Source organism: Pseudomonas sp. NPDC086112 (assembly GCF_044746425.1).
Classification (GTDB): Bacteria; Pseudomonadota; Gammaproteobacteria; order Pseudomonadales; family Pseudomonadaceae; genus Aquipseudomonas.
In genome coordinates this window covers 1-17,814 of the sequence record NZ_JBIVCD010000018.1, presented here as the reverse complement: position 1 = coordinate 17,814, position 17,814 = coordinate 1, and the positions used below count along the sequence as shown (strand labels likewise).

Annotated in this window: 14 protein-coding genes and 1 pseudogene; 10 read left to right on the top strand and 5 right to left on the bottom strand. The window is 59.4% G+C overall.

Annotated features, from left to right (window positions below; genetic code table 11):
- The 6 genes from ACIPLA_RS14850 to ACIPLA_RS14825 form a co-directional block, all read left to right on the top strand.
- Positions 1-136 (top strand): hypothetical protein (locus ACIPLA_RS14850; protein ID WP_401173829.1); only part of this gene is annotated, 136 nt, incomplete at its 5' end.
- A 30-nt stretch (positions 137-166) separates the two neighbouring features.
- Positions 167-1,342 (top strand): acetyl-CoA C-acyltransferase FadA, encoded by a 1,176-nt coding sequence (gene fadA, locus ACIPLA_RS14845; RefSeq protein WP_008007076.1) that lies wholly within the window; start codon positions 167-169, stop codon positions 1,340-1,342.
- A 98-nt stretch (positions 1,343-1,440) separates the two neighbouring features.
- Positions 1,441-1,677: a DUF1653 domain-containing protein gene (locus ACIPLA_RS14840; RefSeq protein WP_007907781.1), complete on the top strand. Its 237-nt coding sequence runs from the start codon at positions 1,441-1,443 to the stop codon at positions 1,675-1,677.
- Positions 1,678-1,791: 114 nt separating this feature from the next.
- Positions 1,792-4,419 (top strand): type I DNA topoisomerase, encoded by a 2,628-nt coding sequence (gene topA / locus ACIPLA_RS14835; protein WP_123496489.1) that lies wholly within the window; start codon positions 1,792-1,794, stop codon positions 4,417-4,419.
- 140 nt (positions 4,420-4,559) lie between these two features.
- The gene (locus tag ACIPLA_RS14830) at positions 4,560-5,084 is read left to right on the top strand and encodes a DUF6586 family protein (protein ID WP_008073064.1); all 525 of its coding nucleotides are present in this window, start codon (positions 4,560-4,562) and stop codon (positions 5,082-5,084) included.
- Positions 5,085-5,225: 141 nt separating this feature from the next.
- Positions 5,226-5,459: a hypothetical protein gene (locus tag ACIPLA_RS14825; protein ID WP_007907774.1), complete on the top strand. Its 234-nt coding sequence runs from the start codon at positions 5,226-5,228 to the stop codon at positions 5,457-5,459.
- A gap of 93 nt (positions 5,460-5,552) precedes the next feature.
- On the opposite strand, the gene sulA is transcribed toward ACIPLA_RS14825, so the two are convergent.
- Together sulA and lexA are read right to left on the bottom strand one after the other, a co-directional pair.
- Positions 5,553-6,026, bottom strand: a complete 474-nt coding sequence (sulA, locus tag ACIPLA_RS14820; RefSeq protein WP_401173747.1) for an SOS-induced cell division inhibitor SulA — start codon at positions 6,024-6,026, stop codon at positions 5,553-5,555.
- 10 nt (positions 6,027-6,036) lie between these two features.
- Positions 6,037-6,645, bottom strand: a complete 609-nt coding sequence (gene lexA, locus ACIPLA_RS14815; protein WP_007907770.1) for a transcriptional repressor LexA — start codon at positions 6,643-6,645, stop codon at positions 6,037-6,039.
- 229 nt (positions 6,646-6,874) lie between these two features.
- Here lexA and ACIPLA_RS14810 point away from each other — a divergent pair, with 229 nt between their 5' ends.
- The 3 genes from ACIPLA_RS14810 (at position 6,875) to ACIPLA_RS14800 (ending at position 9,500) form a co-directional block, all read left to right on the top strand.
- Complete coding sequence (locus ACIPLA_RS14810; protein ID WP_007907768.1) at positions 6,875-7,582, top strand: TetR/AcrR family transcriptional regulator; 708 nt, start codon at positions 6,875-6,877, stop codon at positions 7,580-7,582.
- A 158-nt stretch (positions 7,583-7,740) separates the two neighbouring features.
- Positions 7,741-8,751: a beta-N-acetylhexosaminidase gene (gene nagZ / locus ACIPLA_RS14805; RefSeq protein ID WP_225603240.1), complete on the top strand. Its 1,011-nt coding sequence runs from the start codon at positions 7,741-7,743 to the stop codon at positions 8,749-8,751.
- 11 nt (positions 8,752-8,762) lie between these two features.
- Positions 8,763-9,500 carry an S-methyl-5'-thioinosine phosphorylase gene (locus ACIPLA_RS14800; protein WP_401173744.1) on the top strand — a complete coding sequence of 246 codons (738 nt, stop codon included), beginning with the start codon at positions 8,763-8,765 and terminating at the stop codon, positions 9,498-9,500.
- A 135-nt stretch (positions 9,501-9,635) separates the two neighbouring features.
- On the opposite strand, the gene ACIPLA_RS14795 is transcribed toward ACIPLA_RS14800, so the two are convergent.
- From ACIPLA_RS14795 to mfd, 3 genes are read right to left on the bottom strand one after another with little or no spacing between them, the layout of a single operon-like run.
- Positions 9,636-12,326, bottom strand: a complete 2,691-nt coding sequence (locus ACIPLA_RS14795; protein ID WP_192342558.1) for a DEAD/DEAH box helicase — start codon at positions 12,324-12,326, stop codon at positions 9,636-9,638.
- A 1-nt stretch (position 12,327) separates the two neighbouring features.
- Positions 12,328-12,903 (bottom strand): CsiV family protein, encoded by a 576-nt coding sequence (locus ACIPLA_RS14790; protein ID WP_218394369.1) that lies wholly within the window; start codon positions 12,901-12,903, stop codon positions 12,328-12,330.
- Between the two features lie 10 nt (positions 12,904-12,913).
- Positions 12,914-16,363 (bottom strand): transcription-repair coupling factor, encoded by a 3,450-nt coding sequence (gene mfd / locus ACIPLA_RS14785; protein ID WP_218394370.1) that lies wholly within the window; start codon positions 16,361-16,363, stop codon positions 12,914-12,916.
- A 354-nt stretch (positions 16,364-16,717) separates the two neighbouring features.
- Between mfd and ACIPLA_RS14780 the strand changes: the two are divergent.
- Positions 16,718-17,814: pseudogene (locus tag ACIPLA_RS14780) on the top strand (glyceraldehyde-3-phosphate dehydrogenase); the annotation flags it as partial.

Genomic DNA, 17,814 nt, shown 5'->3' with positions numbered 1-17,814 from the left:
GCTGCGCTACATCGACTCGATCGGTGTTGCAGAGTTCGTTGCCCTGGCTGACCAGTACGCTGATTTGGGCGCGCTGTACCACCCGACCGCGAAGCTGCGTGCAATGGCCAAAAACGGTCAGAGCTTCTTCGGTTAAGCGCCCACACTAGAGCGAGAGTGAAAGTATATGAGCTTGAATCCTAGAGACGTCGTGATTGTCGACTTCGGTCGTACGCCGATGGGCCGCTCCAAGGGCGGCATGCACCGCAACACCCGCGCCGAAGACATGTCGGCGCACCTGATCAGCAAATTGCTGGAACGCAACGTCAAGGTCGACCCGAGCGAAGTTGAAGACGTGATCTGGGGCTGTGTGAACCAGACCCTGGAGCAGGGCTGGAACATCGCCCGCATGGCGTCCCTGATGACGCAGATCCCTCACACCGCGGCCGGCCAGACCGTCAGCCGTCTGTGTGGCTCGTCGATGAGTGCTCTGCACACCGCTGCGCAAGCGATCATGACCGGTAACGGTGACGTGTTCGTGGTTGGTGGCGTCGAGCATATGGGCCACGTGAGCATGATGCACGGTGTCGATCCGAACCCGCACATGTCCCTGTATGCGGCGAAAGCCTCGGGCATGATGGGCCTGACCGCGGAAATGCTCGGCAAAATGCACGGCATTACTCGCGAACAACAGGACGCCTTTGGCGTGCGCTCCCACCAGCTCGCCCACAAGGCGACTCTGGAAGGCAAGTTCAAAGACGAAATCATCCCGATGCAGGGCTACGACGAGAACGGTTTCCTGAAACTGTTCGACTACGACGAAACCATTCGTCCGGAAACCACCCTGGAAAGCCTGGCGGCTCTGAAGCCAGCGTTTAACCCGAAGGGCGGCACCGTGACAGCCGGTACTTCGTCGCAGATCACCGACGGTGCTTCGTGCATGATCGTGATGTCGGCGCAGCGTGCCCAAGACCTGGGTATCCAGCCAATGGCGGTGATCCGTTCGATGGCAGTGGCAGGTGTGGACCCGGCGATCATGGGCTATGGTCCAGTACCGGCAACGCAGAAAGCACTGAAGCGCGCGGGTCTTGGTATCAACGATATCGACTTCTTCGAGCTCAACGAAGCTTTCGCCGCACAGGCGTTGCCAGTGCTGAAAGATTTGAAAGTGCTCGACAAGATGAACGAGAAGGTTAACCTGCACGGCGGCGCGATCGCCCTGGGTCACCCGTTCGGTTGCTCCGGTGCCCGTATCTCCGGCACTTTGCTGAACGTGATGAAGCAGAATGGCGGTACCTTCGGGGTAGCCACCATGTGCATTGGTCTCGGCCAAGGCATCTCCACCGTCTTCGAACGCGTTTAAGCGTTTCGCTGATGGAAGCCGGGGCCAAGTGCCCCGGTTTTTGTTTTTCCGGATTTATTTTGTTTTTATTTTGAAAAAATTTCAGTGAGGGCCAAAACATGCCGATACAACCTGGGCTCTACGAACATTACAAAGGTCCGCAGTACCGCGTATTCGCTGTTGCGCGGCATTCGGAAACCGAAGAGGAAGTGGTCTTCTACCAAGCCCTGTATGGCGATTACGGCTTTTGGGTGCGTCCCTTGAGCATGTTCCTGGAGTCGGTCGAGGTTGACGGCGAACAGGTGCCACGCTTTGCTTTGGTGCAAGCCGAACCGAGCGTTTTTCCACAGCCATAAGGGGAGTGCGCGCAGAACCCTGCGCTTGACCTCACCTTGTAGCCACTATATATAGCGGTGCCGCGTCAGGCGCCAACCGCCTTTCACTTCTAGAATTCAGGAATTTTCTGATCCATGGGCAAATCGCTGGTCATTGTGGAATCCCCGGCTAAGGCCAAGACCATCAACAAGTATCTGGGTAACCAATACGTGGTGAAGTCGAGTATCGGCCATATCCGAGACCTGCCCACCAGCGGTTCGGCTAGCGCCAGCAAAGAGCCTGCCGCCAAGCGCGGCAAGGCCGCCGCAGGTGAAGGTCCGGTGCTCACGCCGAAAGAGAAAGCGCGCAAGCAGCTGGTCTCGCGCATGGGTGTCGATCCCGATCATGGCTGGAAAGCCAAGTACGAGATCCTCCCGGGCAAGGAAAAAGTCATCGAAGAGCTGCGCCGGCTCGCCAAAGATGCTGACACCATCTATCTCGCAACCGACTTGGATCGCGAGGGGGAAGCCATTGCCTGGCACCTGCGCGAAGCCATCGGTGGTGACGACAGCCGCTACAAGCGCGTGGTGTTCAACGAAATCACCAAGAAAGCGATCCAGGAAGCCTTCTCCAAACCGGGCGAGCTGGACATCGATCGAGTAAACGCCCAGCAAGCGCGTCGTTTCCTCGACCGCGTGGTGGGTTACATGGTTTCGCCGCTGCTGTGGGCCAAGGTCGCTCGTGGCCTGTCCGCCGGTCGCGTGCAATCGGTTGCCGTGAAGCTGGTGGTCGAGCGTGAGCGTGAAATCCGCGCGTTCAACCCGGAAGAGTACTGGGAAGTCCACGCTGACCTCGGCACAGCCAAGGGCGCGACCGTGCGCTTCGACGTGGCCCGCGAGAAAGGCGAAGCCTTCAAGCCGCTCAATGAAACCCAGGCCATGGCCGCGCTGGAAAAGCTCAAGGCTTCCAGCTACAGCATCGTCAAGCGTGAAGACAAACCGACCAGCAGCAAGCCGTCGGCACCGTTCATCACTTCCACCCTGCAGCAGGCCGCGAGCAACCGCCTCGGCTTCGGTGTGAAGAAAACCATGATGATGGCCCAGCGTTTGTACGAAGCCGGCTACATCACCTATATGCGTACCGACTCCACCAACCTCTCGGCCGATGCCGTGACGATGGCGCGTACCTATATTGAAGGCGAGTTCGGCAAGAAATACCTGCCGGAAAACCCGAACGTCTACAGCAGCAAGGAAGGCGCACAAGAGGCTCACGAAGCGATTCGTCCGTCTGACGCCAATACCGAGCCAAGCAAGCTATCGGGCATGGAACGTGATGCAGAACGGCTCTACGAGCTGATCTGGCGCCAGTTCCTCGCTTGCCAGATGCTGCCGGCGCAATACCTGTCGACCACGGTCACCGTTGGTGCCGGCGACTTCGAGTTGCGTGCCAAGGGCCGCATTCTGAAGTTCGACGGTTACACCCGCGTCATGCCGCAAATTGCCAAGCCTGGCGATGACGACGTGCTGCCGGACATGGCCCAGGGCGACGCGATGAAGCTGATCAAGCTTGATCCGACCCAGCACTTCACCAAGCCGCCGGCGCGTTACTCGGAAGCGAGCCTGGTTAAAGAAATGGAAAAGCGCGGCATCGGTCGTCCTTCTACCTATGCCGCGATCATTTCGACCATCCAGGACCGCGGCTACGTGGCGCTGCACAACCGTCGTTTCTATTCGGAAAAGATGGGCGACATTGTCACCGAGCGTCTGGCCGAGAGCTTCTCCAATCTCATGGACTACGGCTTCACCGCCGGCATGGAAGAGAACCTCGATGACGTGGCTCAGGGCGAACGCGACTGGAAAAACGTGCTCGACGAGTTCTACGGCGACTTCAAGAAGAAACTCGAAGTAGCCGAAAGTGCCGAAGGCGGCATGCGCGCCAATCAGCCGGTGATGACTGACATTCCGTGCGTGTTGTGCGGTCGTCCGATGCAGATCCGTACTGCTTCGACGGGCGTGTTCCTCGGTTGCTCGGGCTATAGCCTGCCGCCGAAAGAGCGCTGCAAGGCCACCGTCAACCTGGTGCCGGGCGATGAAATCGCCGCGGACGACGAGGGTGAGTCCGAATCGCTGGTCCTGCGTGGCAAGCATCGCTGCCCGATCTGCAGCACGGCCATGGACGCTTACCTGCTCGACGAGAAGCGCAAGCTGCACATCTGCGGTAACAACCCGGATTGCTCTGGCTACGAAATCGAAGAGGGCACCTATCGCATCAAAGGCTATGAAGGTCCGAGCCTGGAGTGCGACAAGTGCGGCAGCGAGATGCAGCTCAAGACCGGCCGTTTCGGCAAGTTCTTCGGTTGCACCAACGCCACCTGCAAGAACACCCGCAAGCTGCTGAAAAGCGGTGACGCGGCGCCGCCGAAGATGGACCCGGTGAAGATGCCTGAGCTCAAATGCGAAAAGGTCAACGACACCTATATCCTTCGTGACGGTGCTTCCGGCCTGTTCCTGGCGGCCAGCCAGTTCCCGAAAAACCGCGAGACCCGTGCTCCATTGGTCATGGAGATCGTGCCGCACAAGGATGAGATCGATCCGAAGTACCATTTCCTCTGCGAAGCGCCGAAGAAAGATCCGGACGGCCTTCCTTCGGTAATTCGTTACAGCCGCAAGACCAAAGAGCAATACGTGCAGACTGAGGTTGACGGTAAACCGACTGGCTGGAAGGCGTATTACGACGGCGGCAAGTGGACGGTTGAAGACAAGCGTCCATCAGCCAAGGCTTAAAAGGCTGTACGCAAAAGGCCGCATGAGACAACCCACGGGTTTTCATGCGGCCTTTTGTTTTGGGCTTGCGGGAAGCTCAGGTGATCCACGACACTGTCTGACCTGCGTGAAGCAATTATTTCGTTGTGGAGGCTGCCGTCATGGCCCACGAACTCTATACCCGTACCAACCAGAAGATTTATTTCGCCGGCCTGTCGCTGGAAGCGCTTGCCAAAGCCGAAGAGGGGCGGGCGATGAACTCCCTCGCGCTGATTCAGGCCGGGCGCGAATCGGCGTTGTTTCACCTGTACGGTGCGCTGTTGGGACTGTGCCATGAAATCGCCGGTTTCTATCGCCTGCCTCAGGCCAATGCGCCGCGGGCAGAGATGCTGCTGACCCGCGAAGTGCTCGAAACCATCGCTATTCCGGAAATGGCCGAGATGGTCGAACTGGCCCAAAACCCTGAAACCTGGCTGGCCAAATTACTGTCGGCACATGCCGCACTGTTTCAGCCGCCTCGCGCGCCGCATAAGCCCAAGGGTGATGTGACGCAGCCGCTAATCCAGGCCGTTAATCTGGATGAAGAAGAGGCGCCGGAAGAGCTGAGTCGGGAAGAGCTGGAGAGCTGGCGTCAGAACCTTAAAGGTCTGGCGATTCGGTTTCGCGAAGGGTTGAACGAGTGCTGAAAGATTGAGTGTTTAGGGACGGGTCCGCTCAAGGAAGCGTGATGTCAGAAATTTCTCTTCGTGATGGCATTTGGTCAAGATCCCGAGCGAAGCTTGGCTGATGCCTATATAATCCCCGCCTTTCGTGGAGAACAGACCTTTATGCCAACGTCCTTTCTAGAAATTGTCGAGTTACCAGACGGCCGAATCGAGCTGCGCAGGGCCGAGGACGAGGGTTCTCTGGTTACTTTGGATTTCTCCGAGGATGCCAAGGTTTTCCTGCAAGGCCAGCATGTGGAAGTCGCCAAGGCGATGTTGAGCGTCGGTGTTCAGATGGCAGGACGCCTGGTTGAAGGCGAATTTGATAAGGAAGAGGGGCCACGGGTTCTTCATTGATCCCGCCCGTCGGATTCTTCGAATACCTCTACAGATTGGCTTCTCTATCCCTGGAGAAGCCCCGCGCTGTTCAGCGCGCACAGTGTTTGTCAGTTAACCCAGTCGAATATTCAGACTTTGCGCATCCCCGATACGGGCAGCGCTGATCAACTGTTGCCGCGACGTTGCGCTCAGCGGGTTAAGCCAGCTGACGACCGTATGGCTGCGGCCAAGTCGCAAGGCTTCGCAGGTCAACTGCTGAGCGCTCTGCGTGCCGCGCGGTTGCAGGAGCAGAATGCGCTCACGGTTCAGGCCGGCGTCCCGTAACCAGGCTTGTGTCAGGCTGGCAGGCGGGGCGATGAGTGTCAGCCAGCGTGCATCCTGATCCTGGCTCAGTTCCCGGAGAATCGGTGCCAGAAGGTTCAGGCAGTTCCCGGCCGCGCCGCGCAGTGACAGCTCGCTGAAGACTTCGGGCTCGGCGCTCCAGGGCGATTCGACTACGTCCTTCAGGATCGGCGCCAATGGCTGCGCCATGAACGCCTCAAACAACGGCAGTTGGGCTTGCTGTGGAGTATGTGGGAACTGCATAAAGTCTCCTTTAGCGGCGAATCACGCCGACACTCAAGCCTTCGATGACCAGCTCCTGATCTTTCAGGTTGACTTCGATAGGGGCGAATTCAGGGTTTTCGGCAATCAACCAGACCTTGCTGCCATCGCGCTTGAAGCGCTTGACGGTCACTTCGTCACCGATTCGCGCCACCACGATCTGGCCGTTGCGGGCTTCGCGAGTGGTATGAACGGCCAGCAGGTCACCGTCGAAAATGCCGACATCTTTCATGCTCATGCCATGGACCCGCAGCAGATAGTCAGCGCGAGGATGGAAGAATGAAGGATTGATGTTGCAGGATTCTTCGATGTGCTGCTGGGCGAGGATCGGCGCACCGGCAGCCACGCGGCCGATGATCGGCAAGCTGGACTCGTCGGCCTTGGCTTCGAAGCCGGGGATGCGGATGCCGCGGGAGGCGCCCGGAGTCATCTCGATCGCCCCCTTGCGGGCCAGCGCCTTGAGGTGTTCTTCCGCCGCATTGGGCGACTTGAAACCCAGTTCCTGAGCGATTTCCGCGCGGGTCGGCGGGTAGCCGTTGTCTTCAAGGCAACGTTTGATGAAGGCCAGAATCTCTGCTTGGCGTGGCGTCAGCTTTAGCATATTGATCGCTCTGTCTTTTTATACAGTGACTGGGATTATATACAGTGAACCGGTCTTGGCAATGCCCCTTTTTTCGCCGGGCGCTGGACGGTCATTTTGCTCGCTGATTGATGCGCTGCTGTTGTATGGTTAAATACCTGACCGACCATTCCCAAAACGAACCGCCAGACTTGACAAGGCCAGGGCTGAAACGTATGTTTCAAACAAGTGTTTGTCAGGCGGAGTAGCCATGGCCCAGTCGGAAACCGTTGAACGCATTCTCGATGCTGCCGAGCAGTTGTTCGCGGAAAAAGGTTTTGCTGAAACCTCATTGCGTCTGATCACCAGCAAGGCCGGTGTCAATCTGGCGGCGGTGAATTATCACTTCGGCTCGAAGAAGGCGCTGATCCAGGCGGTCTTCTCGCGTTTTCTCGGGCCATTCTGCCTCAGTCTCGATAAAGAGCTGGAGCGCCGTCAGGCCAAACCCGAGAACAAGCCGACCCTTGAAGAGTTGCTGGAGATTCTGGTCGAGCAAGCTCTGGTGGTGCAGCCGCGCAGCGGCAACGACCTGTCCATCTTCATGCGTTTGCTGGGGCTGGCGTTCAGTCAGAGCCAAGGGCACTTGCGTCGTTATCTGGAAGATATGTACGGCAAGGTGTTCCGCCGCTACATGATGCTGGTCAACGAGGCCGCGCCGCGCATTCCCCCGATCGAACTGTTCTGGCGTGTGCACTTCATGCTGGGTGCCGCGGCGTTCAGCATGTCGGGGATCAAGGCCTTGCGTGCGATTGCCGAGACCGATTTCGGCGTCAACACTTCCATCGAACAGGTGATGCGTCTGATGGTGCCGTTCCTGGCCGCTGGCATGCGGGCAGAAACCGGCGTCACTGACACTGCCATGGCCACCGCGCAGTTGCGTCCGCGCAGCAAATCGGCCCCGGTCGCCGCCAAGGTTTAACCGCACACGGGTGGGCGCGGCAGCTGACATCCGCTAAGCTAGCCGCCCATGCCGACTCTCGTTCTGAACCCGCTCCTCATTGAAATCGCCGACCTGCCGGGCACAGCCCATGGCGGCGAATTCGTGCGAGCCGGGTTTATCGTAATCAAGGAATCTCTATGACTGCTGGCCTGCAAGGCTCGTTGATGGTGGACGTCGCCGGTACCTGGCTGACGGCTGAAGATCGCCAATTGTTGCGCCAGCCCGAAGTGGGCGGCCTGATCATTTTTGCCCGCAACATCGAACACCCGCGCCAAGTGCGCGAATTGAGCGCTTCGATCCGCGCCATTCGTCCCGATCTGCTGCTGGCGGTGGATCAAGAGGGCGGTCGGGTTCAACGGCTTCGTCAGGGCTTCGTGCGGTTGCCAGCCATGCGCGCCATCGCCGATAACCCGAATGCCGAAGACCTGGCCGAGCAGTGTGGCTGGATCATGGCGACCGAAGTGCTCGCGGTCGGTCTCGACCTGAGCTTCGCCCCCGTGCTGGACCTGGATTACCAGCGCAGTGCGGTGGTCGGCACCCGTTCGTTCGAAGGTGATCCCGAGCGCGCAGCCTTGCTCGCCGGTGCGTTCATCCGTGGCATGAATAGCGCGGGAATGGCCGCCACTGGCAAGCATTTCCCCGGGCATGGCTGGGCCGAGGCCGATTCTCATGTCGCGATTCCCAACGACGAACGCAGTCTCGACGAAATCCGCGCCAACGATCTTGTGCCGTTTGCGCGATTGAGCAAGCAACTGGCCGCCGTCATGCCAGCCCACGTTATTTATCCACAAGTCGATTCCCAGCCTGCAGGTTTCTCCCGTCGCTGGTTGCAGGATATCCTGCGTGGGGAGCTGCAGTTCGATGGCGTGATCTTCAGTGATGACCTGTCGATGGCCGGTGCCCATGTGGTCGGCGATGCCGCCAGTCGCATCGAAGCGGCATTGACCGCCGGTTGTGACATGGGTCTGGTGTGCAACGATCGCGCAGCTGCCGAGCTGGCCTTGAGCGCCGCCCAGCGTTTGAAGGTCAAACCTTCGGCGCGTATTACGCGGATGCGCGGGCAGGCGTATGCCAGCACCGAATACCGTCAAGACCCGCGCTGGCTAGCGGCCATCGGCGCGCTCAAAGAAGCTCAATTGATTGATTGAGGATTTTCGTCATGACGGTTTACGCGATTATCGGTGGCACCGGCCTGACTCAACTCGAAGGCTTGAGCATTCGTCAGTCATTGGCGGTGGACACGCCTTACGGCACGCCTTCGGCCGAAGTGCAGATCGGTGAGTATGCCGGCAAGGAAGTGCTGTTTCTCGCGCGTCATGGGCACCCACACCGTTTCCCGCCGCATCAGGTGAACTACCGCGCCAACCTGTGGGCCTTGAAGCAGGCCGGCGCCGAAGCGATTCTTGCGGTCAACGCCGTGGGCGGGATTCACACTGCGATGGGCGCCGGACATTTCTGCGTGCCACATCAATTGATCGACTACACCAGCGGCCGCGAACACACCTATTTCGCCGATGACCTGGAACAGGTCACACACATCGACTTCAGCTATCCCTACAGCGAACCCCTGCGTCAGCAATTGATCGCGGCGTTGGCGGTTGAAGGCGTTGGCTACAGCAGCCAAGGCGTGTACGCCTGCACTCAGGGCCCGCGTCTGGAAACAGTGGCTGAAGTTGCGAGGCTGGAACGTGACGGTTGCGACATTGTCGGCATGACCGGAATGCCGGAAGCGGCGTTGGCCCGCGAGCTGGAACTGGATTACGCCTGTCTGGCGCTGGTGGTGAACCCGGCGGCGGGAAAGTCGACAGCGGTGATCACCATGGCCGAGATCGAGCAGGCATTGCGTGACGGGATGGGTAAGGTGAAGTCGACGTTGGCGCGGGTGTTGAAGGGCTGAGTCTGGCTCATTACCGAGTTGTTCCTTTCGCGGGCAAGCCTCGCTCCTACACATTTTATGTTGATCACACCATTGTGACCGCACACATTTCTGTAGGAGCGAGGCTTGCCCGCGAAAGCGATCTACCTGTCGCTGCTACTTATCAATTTTTTCCGGCAGCGGCGCAAACAGCGCCTCGATATCATCGCTCTGCAACTTCCAGTCTCCGGTTTTGCGCCCATCCAGCACGCCTGCGGCCAGATCGGATTTTTCCTTCTGCAGATGCTGAATTTTCTCTTCCACCGTGCCCCTGGCAATCATCTTGTAGACGAATACCGGCTTCTCCTGACCAATGCGATAGGCACGATCCGTCGCCTGATTTTCCGTCGCCGGGTTCCACCATGGATCGTAGTGAATCACCGTGTCGGCTTCGGTCAGGTTCAGCCCCACACCGCCGGCCTTCAAGCTGATCAGAAAGATCTGCCGCTTGCCGCTCTGGAATTCCTTCACCGGCGTGCGTCGGTCGCGGGTTTGTCCGGTCAGGATCGCATACGCCACGCCGCGTTTTTTCAGCTCGTCCTCGATCAACGACAGCATTGAGGTGAACTGCGAAAACAGCAGAATCCGCCGACCTTCCTCGAACAACTCTTCAAGCATTTCCATCAGGCTATCAAGCTTGCCGGAGGTGCTACCGCGCGCGGGCAGGGCAGCATCGTTGACCAGGCGTAAATCACAGCACACCTGGCGCAGCTTCAGCAGGGCTTCAAGAATGATGATCTGGCTGCGCGCCACGCCTTTGCGAGTGATCTCGTCGCGGACTTTCTTGTCCATGGCCAGGCGCATGGTTTCGTACACGTCGCGCTGCGCTTCGTTGAGCTCGACCCAATGGACGATCTCGGTTTTCGGCGGCAGTTCGGTGGCCACCTGTTCCTTGGTTCTGCGCAGCAGGAACGGTTTTATCCGACCGTTGAGGTGCTGAAGTCTTACGTCGCTGGCACGCTTTTCTATCGGTACGCGGTAATCGCGGTTGAAGCTTTTCACGTCACCGAGCCAGCCGGGCAGCAGGAAGTGGAACAGCGACCACAGCTCACCGAGGTGATTTTCCAGTGGCGTGCCACTCAGGCACAGGCGCTGGCGAGCATTCAGCTCGCGGGCGGCGTGGGCGGCCTTGCTGTTGGGATTCTTGATGTACTGCGCTTCATCCAGCACCAATACGTGCAATGGCTGCGCGGCGAGGCGTTCGACGTCCTTGGGCAGCAGCGCATAAGTGGTCAGAATCAGGTCGTAGTCGGCCAGATCACCGAAGTGCTTCTTGCGACTGGCGCCGTACAGCGCCAGCACTTTGAGCTGAGGCGTGAAATGCGCGGCTTCGTCGAGCCAGTTGGGGATCAGGCTGGTGGGCATGACCACCATGCACGGCCGATCGAGGCGCCCGGCGTTCTTCTCGCTGAGAATATGCGCCAGGGTCTGTAGGGTTTTGCCCAGGCCCATGTCGTCCGCGAGAATCCCGCCGACTTCCAGTTGCCGCAACGACTGCATCCAGCTCAGGCCTTCCAGCTGATACGGGCGCAAGGTGGCATTCAACCCTTCGGGTGCCACTGCGGTGTGGTCTTTGATGTCACGCAGGCGTTGGGCAAAGGTGCGGATCTGCTCGCCACCTTCCCAGAGCAACGGCAGGCCTTCCAGCGGATTCAGTCGCGTGGCGTCGGCCTTGCTCAGGCGCAGCGTGGTTTCACCGGGCTCTTGCAGGTAAAACTCGCCGAGAGTGGCCAGCACCGGTTTTAAGCGGCCGAAGGGCAGGGCGACCTGCAGCGGGCCTTGGTCGGTGCTGCGGCGCTGCGGGATGTTCACCAGAATCAATTCGTCGTCGCGGCGTCGGGCGAGGCGTTCCGGGTTGAGAAGCTCGGTATGGGAGCGCATCAGGTTTAACAGGATCGGCAACAGGCTCAGCCGTTCGCCGTTGACGATGATCCCCAATTCCAGGTCGAACCAGTCGCGCTCCGGTGCCTGCTCGACGGTGGCGTACCAGTCTTCAACTGCGGTCAGGTCGAAGCCGAAGTCCTCGTCAATCTGCAACTCCCACCCTTGGGTGCGCAGCTTCGGCAGCTCGTTGAGGGTGAAAGTCAGCCAGGCGCTGTCGTTGACCATCTCGTAGAGTTCGCCGGCACTTTCGGGCAAGGCCTTGCTTTGTCGGGTGGCGATCTTGAAACCGAGGATTCGCAGCTGTTCCCTGTAGGCCTGTTCGACTTCCGGGTGACGTTTTATCCGCAGCGTCTGTGTCTCCTGACGAATCAGGATGTCAGTGTTTTTCTGTCCGCTGACGTATTCGTCCAGATAACTGAAGGACAGCGCCGCGCGATGCTGGATGTAACGCTGCATCTTGCCGTTGCGTGGTTCAAAGGCACTGAATTCGATACTTGCCAGCCACAGGCGCGGCACCGGTTGCACGTTGTCCACCAGCACTTGCGGCGGCGCTTTCGGGCTACGGTTTTCCAGTACGGCCTGAAGTTTTTCCAGCAGTTCGGCGTCTTTCGCCGCCGCCGGGTAGGCGAGGGTTTCCTGCACTTGCAGCAACACCGCCGCGCAATGTTTGCAGTTGCTATGAACCGGGCAGGTGCACGTGGCGTCGATCATCAGCAACGTGCCTTTGGCCGACTCGCGCAGGCGAATGGTCTGACGGTAAACGTTGCCGCCAGAGCCTTCGCAACTGGCGGTGATGGTGGCGTCGCCGACTTCGACGATCCTGACGCGGTTTTCCAGCGCGTAGCGGCGGCCACGCTCCAGGCTTTGTTCCTTGAATCGGCTGACCCAGGATGTTGCCAGGGGTTTGCTCAGGGTCGGGGGCATATCAGTCCGGAATTACATCGGGGACTGGCCGAGGTGCAGGGGCGGTCAGCGAGGTGATCTTGATCAGCAGGCCCAGGTGACCGTTGTCGAGGAAGTTCAGTTGACCGTTCTTGGTGTGGCTTTCCTGCTTCAGGCGTTCGCTGGCGGTGACCAGGCCGTTGGCATCAATCTTATTGACCCAGAAGTCTGCATCGACGTCGGTGAAACGCCCCAGTTTCAGGCTCAGCGTGCCTTCGATCGGGAACTGGCCGAACTGCTCGGTGCCTTCGCTGATCGCGACTTTGCTGGCTTCTTCGCCGAGCTTTTGTTGCCAGGCCTTGTGCATCAGCACTGTGTATTCATTGCTGGCGGTGAGCTTTTCCACTTCGGGATTAAGGCTCGGCGTGCGAAAACTGTCGGGGCTGATGCGTTGGGCGCCGGCATCCCAGTCTTCCGGCGCGGCGCGGCTGACGATGGCGGGCACGGCGTTTTGCCGCACCAGAATCATTTCAACCTGATACAGATCATCGGCAAACGCCGTCGAGGCGAACGGCGAAAACAACGACATCAACAAGGTCAGTGAGCGAAACAGGCGCATGCGGCGTCCTTCAAGCAGTGGTCGGAATGAGGCGCTCGAATAGCGCCTCTACAGTATTAAAACGTTCTTCCGGGCGCTCCATGGGGACCTGGAATTTGAACATCGTGGCGCCTTCGAACTTGTAGCGTTTGGGCTGGCTCTGGATCAGTTTGATCAGTGTCAGCGGATCGACCGGGGTCTGTGCCGCGAACTCGATACGACCGCCTTGCGGACCACCGTCGACTTTCTTGATGCCCAACTGTTCGGCCTGCAATTTCAGCGCCGTTATCCGCACCAGGTTCTTGGTCGGCTCCGGCAGCAGGCCGAAACGGTCGATCATCTCCACTTGCAGGTCCTTGAGGCCTTCCTCATCGGTGGCCGAGGCAATGCGTTTGTAGAGAATCAGTCGCGCGTGAACATCCGGCAGATAGTCCTCGGGGATCAGCGCCGGTACACGCAGATTGACTTCCGGACCGCCGCCCAGCGGTTGGTCGAGGTTTGGCTGTTCGCCCTTGCGGATCGACTTCACCGCGCGCTCGAGCATTTCCATGTACAGCGTGAAACCGACGGCCTGGATCTGCCCGCTCTGACCGTCGCCCAGCAGTTCGCCGGCACCGCGGATTTCCAGGTCGTTGGTCGCGAGCACGAAGCCCGCGCCGAGGTCCTGGGTGTTGGCAATCGCTTCGAGACGCTTTTCTGCGTCGGGAGTGATCTGCTGGCGCGGCGGTGTCAGCAGGTAAGCATACGCCTGGTGGTGGCTGCGACCGACGCGGCCACGCAATTGATGCAACTGCGCCAGGCCGAACTTGTCGGCACGCTCGATGATGATGGTATTGGCGCTCGGCACGTCGATGCCGGTCTCGATGATGGTCGAGGCGATCAGCACGTTGAAGCGCTTGTGGTAGAAGTCGCTCATCACCTGTTCGAGATCGCGTTCACGCATCTGCCCGTGGCCGATGCCGATCCGTGCTTCCGGCACCAGTTCGGCGAGGTCGGCGGCGCATTTCTCGATGGTCTTCACGTCGTTGTGCAGGTAGTAGACCTGGCCGCCACGCAGCAACTCACGGAGCAGGGCTTCTTTTACCGTGCTCTTGTTCTGCTCCATGACGAACGTGCGCACCGACAGGCGGCGGGCCGGCGGCGTGGCGATGATCGACAGGTCGCGCATGCCCGATACCGCCATGTTCAACGTGCGCGGAATTGGCGTGGCGGTCAGCGTCAGGATGTCGACTTCACTGCGCAGCGCCTTGAGCTGTTCTTTCTGACGGACACCGAAACGGTGCTCTTCGTCGATGATCACCAGCCCGAGGTTTTTGATTTTGACGTCGTCTTGCAGCAGCTTGTGTGTGCCGATGACGATGTCGATCTTGCCTTCGGCCAGGTCCGCGACCGCGGCGTTGACTTCCTTGGTCGACTTGAAGCGGCTCATCACTTCCACGCTCACCGGCCAGTCGGCGAAGCGGTCGCGGAAGCTGTTGTAATGTTGCTGGGCGAGCAGGGTGGTTGGCACCAGAATCGCCACCTGACGACCGCCATGCACCGCGATGAACGCCGCGCGCATCGCCACTTCGGTCTTGCCGAAACCGACGTCGCCGCAGACCAGGCGATCCATCGGTTTCGGCGCGAGCATGTCGGCGCGCACCGCTTCGATGGTGGTTTGCTGGTCCGGGGTTTCTTCGAACGGGAAACCGGCGCTGAAGGTCGCGTAATCGGCTTTGGGGTCGGCGAAGGCATAACCCTCGCGAGCGGCGCGACGGGCATAGATGTCGAGCAACTCGGCGGCCACGTCGCGCACCTGTTCGGCGGCTTTGCGTTTGGCTTTCTGCCAGGTTTCGGAGCCGAGGCGGTGCAGCGGCGCCAAGGCATCGTCGCTGCCGGTGTAGCGGGCGATCAAATGCAGGTTGGCGACCGGGACGTACAGCTTGGCGTTCTCGGCATATTCAAGGGTCAGGAATTCGGCGGCTTGACTATCGATTTCCAGGATCGTCAGTCCCAGATAGCGGCCGACACCATGATCGATGTGCACCACCGGCGCGCCTTCGCGCAGTTCGGTGAGGTTTTTGATCACTGCATCGTTGTTGGCGTCAGCGCGTTTCTCGCGACGGCGACGCTGCATCACGCGCTGACCGAACAACGGGCTTTCAGCGACCAGGGCCAGGGCTGGATCGTCCAGCAACAGTCCTTCGTCGAGCGGTGCGATGGTGATCGCCAAGCGCTCCTTGCTCGCAACAAAGTCTGGCCAACTGTCGACGGTTTTCGGTCGCAGCTTCAGGCGTTCCAGCAACTCCAGCAGCACTTCACGGCGGCCCGCGGACTCGGCGGTAAACAGCACGCGGCCAGGGAATTCGTCGAGGAAACCGGCCAGCGCCGCCAACGGCTGAGTGGCCTTGGCCTCGATGGCCAGGTTCGGCAGTGGCTGAGCCGGGAAACGCTCGCGACCGACACCGGTTTCCACGTCCTGTTGACTGGCAACCACACGGGGCCAGTTCTTCAGGCGAGCAAAGCAATCTTCCACGGGCAAGAACAGCTCGGCCGGTGGCAATAAAGGACGGGATGGGTCGACGCGGCGCTCTTCGTAACGATTGCGTACGTCGTTCCAGAAATTCTCCGCCGCCTGTTCGATGCCCGGCAAAGAGAACACTTGCGTGTCCTGAGGCAGGTAATCGAACAGGGTGGAGGTTTCGTCGAAGAACAACGGCAAGTAGTACTCGATACCCGCCGGTGTAATCCCGCTGCTCAAATCCTGAAAGATCGGGCAGCGACGGAAGTCGACATCGAAGCGCTCGCGAAAGCGCGCCTTGAAACGGGTGACCGCGTCCTTTTGCAGCGGGAACTCCCGCGCCGGCAGCAGGCGAACAGTGTCCACCTTGTCGATTGAGCGCTGGTTTTCCGGATCGAAGGTACGCAGGGTTTCGATTTCGTCGTCGAACAGATCGATGCGGAAGGGCAGTTTGCTGCCCATCGGGAACAGATCGATCAGCGAGCCGCGCACGGTGAATTCGCCGTGCTCATAAACTGTATCGACGTAACGATAGCCGCTGGCTTCAAGCCGGCTGCGCATTTGCTCGACATCGAGCTTCTGGCCGACATCCAGCACCAGACTGCTGCCGAGCAGGAATTTGGTCGGCGCCAGACGGTGCAGAGCCGTGGTGATCGGCACGACCAGCACGCCATGCTCCAGCTCCGGCAACCGATAAAGGCTGGAGATGCGCTGAGAGATGATGTCCTGATGTGGCGAGAACAGATCGTAGGGAAGGGTTTCCCAGTCGGGGAAATGCAGAACAGGCAAATCCGGGGCGAAGAAACTCAGCTCCTGTTCCAGCCGTTCGGCACTCTGGCTGTCGGCGGTCAGTAGCAGGGTAAAGCGCTTGGCAGCGCTGGCGGCCTCGGCAATGGCCAGGCTCAGGGCGGCACCGGGCAGGTTGCCCCAGTGCTGTTTACCTGCCGCGGCAGGGAGAAGCGGTAGACGCAGAACGGGCACGGAAGGTTGAGCTCCAAGCGTTGCGACAAAGTCGACAATTGTAACGGCCTCAGGTGCCGGCTGTCAGTTGCAGACTGTGTCTATATGCACAAGCTGGGTGAAATGTAGTGGTAATGACAAAAACTGGCGGTTTGACACTGAAAATGTAGTGCCAAAACCGCTCAGTGTTACGGAGGGTTACGGACACGGCAGCGTTGTCGTCGGAAAATTGACTGCGCTGAAAGCCCCGGTTTTACTGGGCTGGCGTGGGGCGTGATTTTTTTGAACAGGATTTTGTTGCCGCCAGTGCGACAGGCGCGCATTGCTACAGGAGCCACTCGGCGGCATAATGTAGCCCCTTTTTTCTGCCCCTACATGTGGAAGGTTACCGTGACTCAGAAGCCCGACCAGTGTCTTGGTGAATGGATCGACCGTGAAGCACTCGCAGAAGCGATGATTCCGCTTATCGGTCAGCTCTACCGCAATAACAACGTGGTGAGCTCGATCTATGGCCGCAGTCTGATCAACCAGTCTGTCATCGCGATTCTCAAAGCTCACCGCTTTGCTCGCCATCGCCAGTCCGATGACAGCGAATTGTCCGTCCACGAAACATTCCCGCTGCTCAAGGCAATGAGCGAGCTCAAGCTCGGCGCTGCTTCGGTAGATCTGGGCAAGCTGGCTGTCAAATTCAAAGCCGAAGGTAATGGCCGTACCGCCGAAGCGTTCGTCCGTGACGAACTGGCCGATGTGGTCGGCAAGCAGAATGGTTCCGGCCGTACCGGTACCGACGTTGTCCTGTACGGCTTCGGTCGTATCGGCCGTCTGCTGGCGCGCATCCTGATCGAGAAAACCGGTGGTGGCGACGGCCTGCGTCTGCGCGCCATCGTTGTCCGCAAGGGCGCCGAGAACGATCTGGTCAAGCGTGCCAGCCTGCTGCGTCGGGACTCGGTGCACGGTTCGTTCAATGGCACCATCACCATTGATGAAGCCAATAACACCATCACCGCCAACGGCAACCTGATCCAGGTTATCTACGCGAAGAACCCGACTGAAGTGGACTACACCCAGTACGGCATCAAAAACGCGCTGCTGGTGGATAACACCGGTGTATGGCGTGACGCCGACGGCCTGGGCCAGCACCTGTCCTGCCCGGGTATCGACCGCGTTGTTCTGACCGCGCCTGGCAAAGGCAAGCTGAAGAACATCGTTCACGGCATCAACCACGGTGAAATCACCGCTGACGACAAGATCGTGTCCGCCGCTTCCTGCACCACCAACGCCATCGTGCCGGTGCTGAAGGCTGTGAATGACAAGTTCGGTATCATCAACGGTCACGTCGAAACTGTTCACTCGTACACCAACGACCAGAACCTGATCGACAACTTCCACAAGGGATCGCCGTGGCCGTAGCGCCGCGCTGAACATGGTCATCACCGAGACTGGTGCTGCCACCGCTGCTGCCAAGGCGCTGC

Excerpts from the sequence above, each read along its gene's own strand:
- sulA (WP_401173747.1), bottom strand. The coding sequence starts at position 6,026 with ATGCAGTTCCCACATACTCCACAGCAAGCCCAACTGCCGTTGTTTGAG.
- ACIPLA_RS14840 (WP_007907781.1), top strand. The coding sequence starts at position 1,441 with ATGCCGATACAACCTGGGCTCTACGAACATTACAAAGGTCCGCAGTAC.
- topA (WP_123496489.1), top strand. The coding sequence starts at position 1,792 with ATGGGCAAATCGCTGGTCATTGTGGAATCCCCGGCTAAGGCCAAGACC.
- ACIPLA_RS14790 (WP_218394369.1), bottom strand. The coding sequence starts at position 12,903 with ATGCGCCTGTTTCGCTCACTGACCTTGTTGATGTCGTTGTTTTCGCCG.
- ACIPLA_RS14810 (WP_007907768.1), top strand. The coding sequence starts at position 6,875 with ATGGCCCAGTCGGAAACCGTTGAACGCATTCTCGATGCTGCCGAGCAG.
- ACIPLA_RS14825 (WP_007907774.1), top strand. The coding sequence starts at position 5,226 with ATGCCAACGTCCTTTCTAGAAATTGTCGAGTTACCAGACGGCCGAATC.
- ACIPLA_RS14795 (WP_192342558.1), bottom strand. The coding sequence starts at position 12,326 with ATGCCCCCGACCCTGAGCAAACCCCTGGCAACATCCTGGGTCAGCCGA.
- fadA (WP_008007076.1), top strand. The coding sequence starts at position 167 with ATGAGCTTGAATCCTAGAGACGTCGTGATTGTCGACTTCGGTCGTACG.
- nagZ (WP_225603240.1), top strand. The coding sequence starts at position 7,741 with ATGACTGCTGGCCTGCAAGGCTCGTTGATGGTGGACGTCGCCGGTACC.
- lexA (WP_007907770.1), bottom strand. The coding sequence starts at position 6,645 with ATGCTAAAGCTGACGCCACGCCAAGCAGAGATTCTGGCCTTCATCAAA.
- ACIPLA_RS14830 (WP_008073064.1), top strand. The coding sequence starts at position 4,560 with ATGGCCCACGAACTCTATACCCGTACCAACCAGAAGATTTATTTCGCC.
- ACIPLA_RS14800 (WP_401173744.1), top strand. The coding sequence starts at position 8,763 with ATGACGGTTTACGCGATTATCGGTGGCACCGGCCTGACTCAACTCGAA.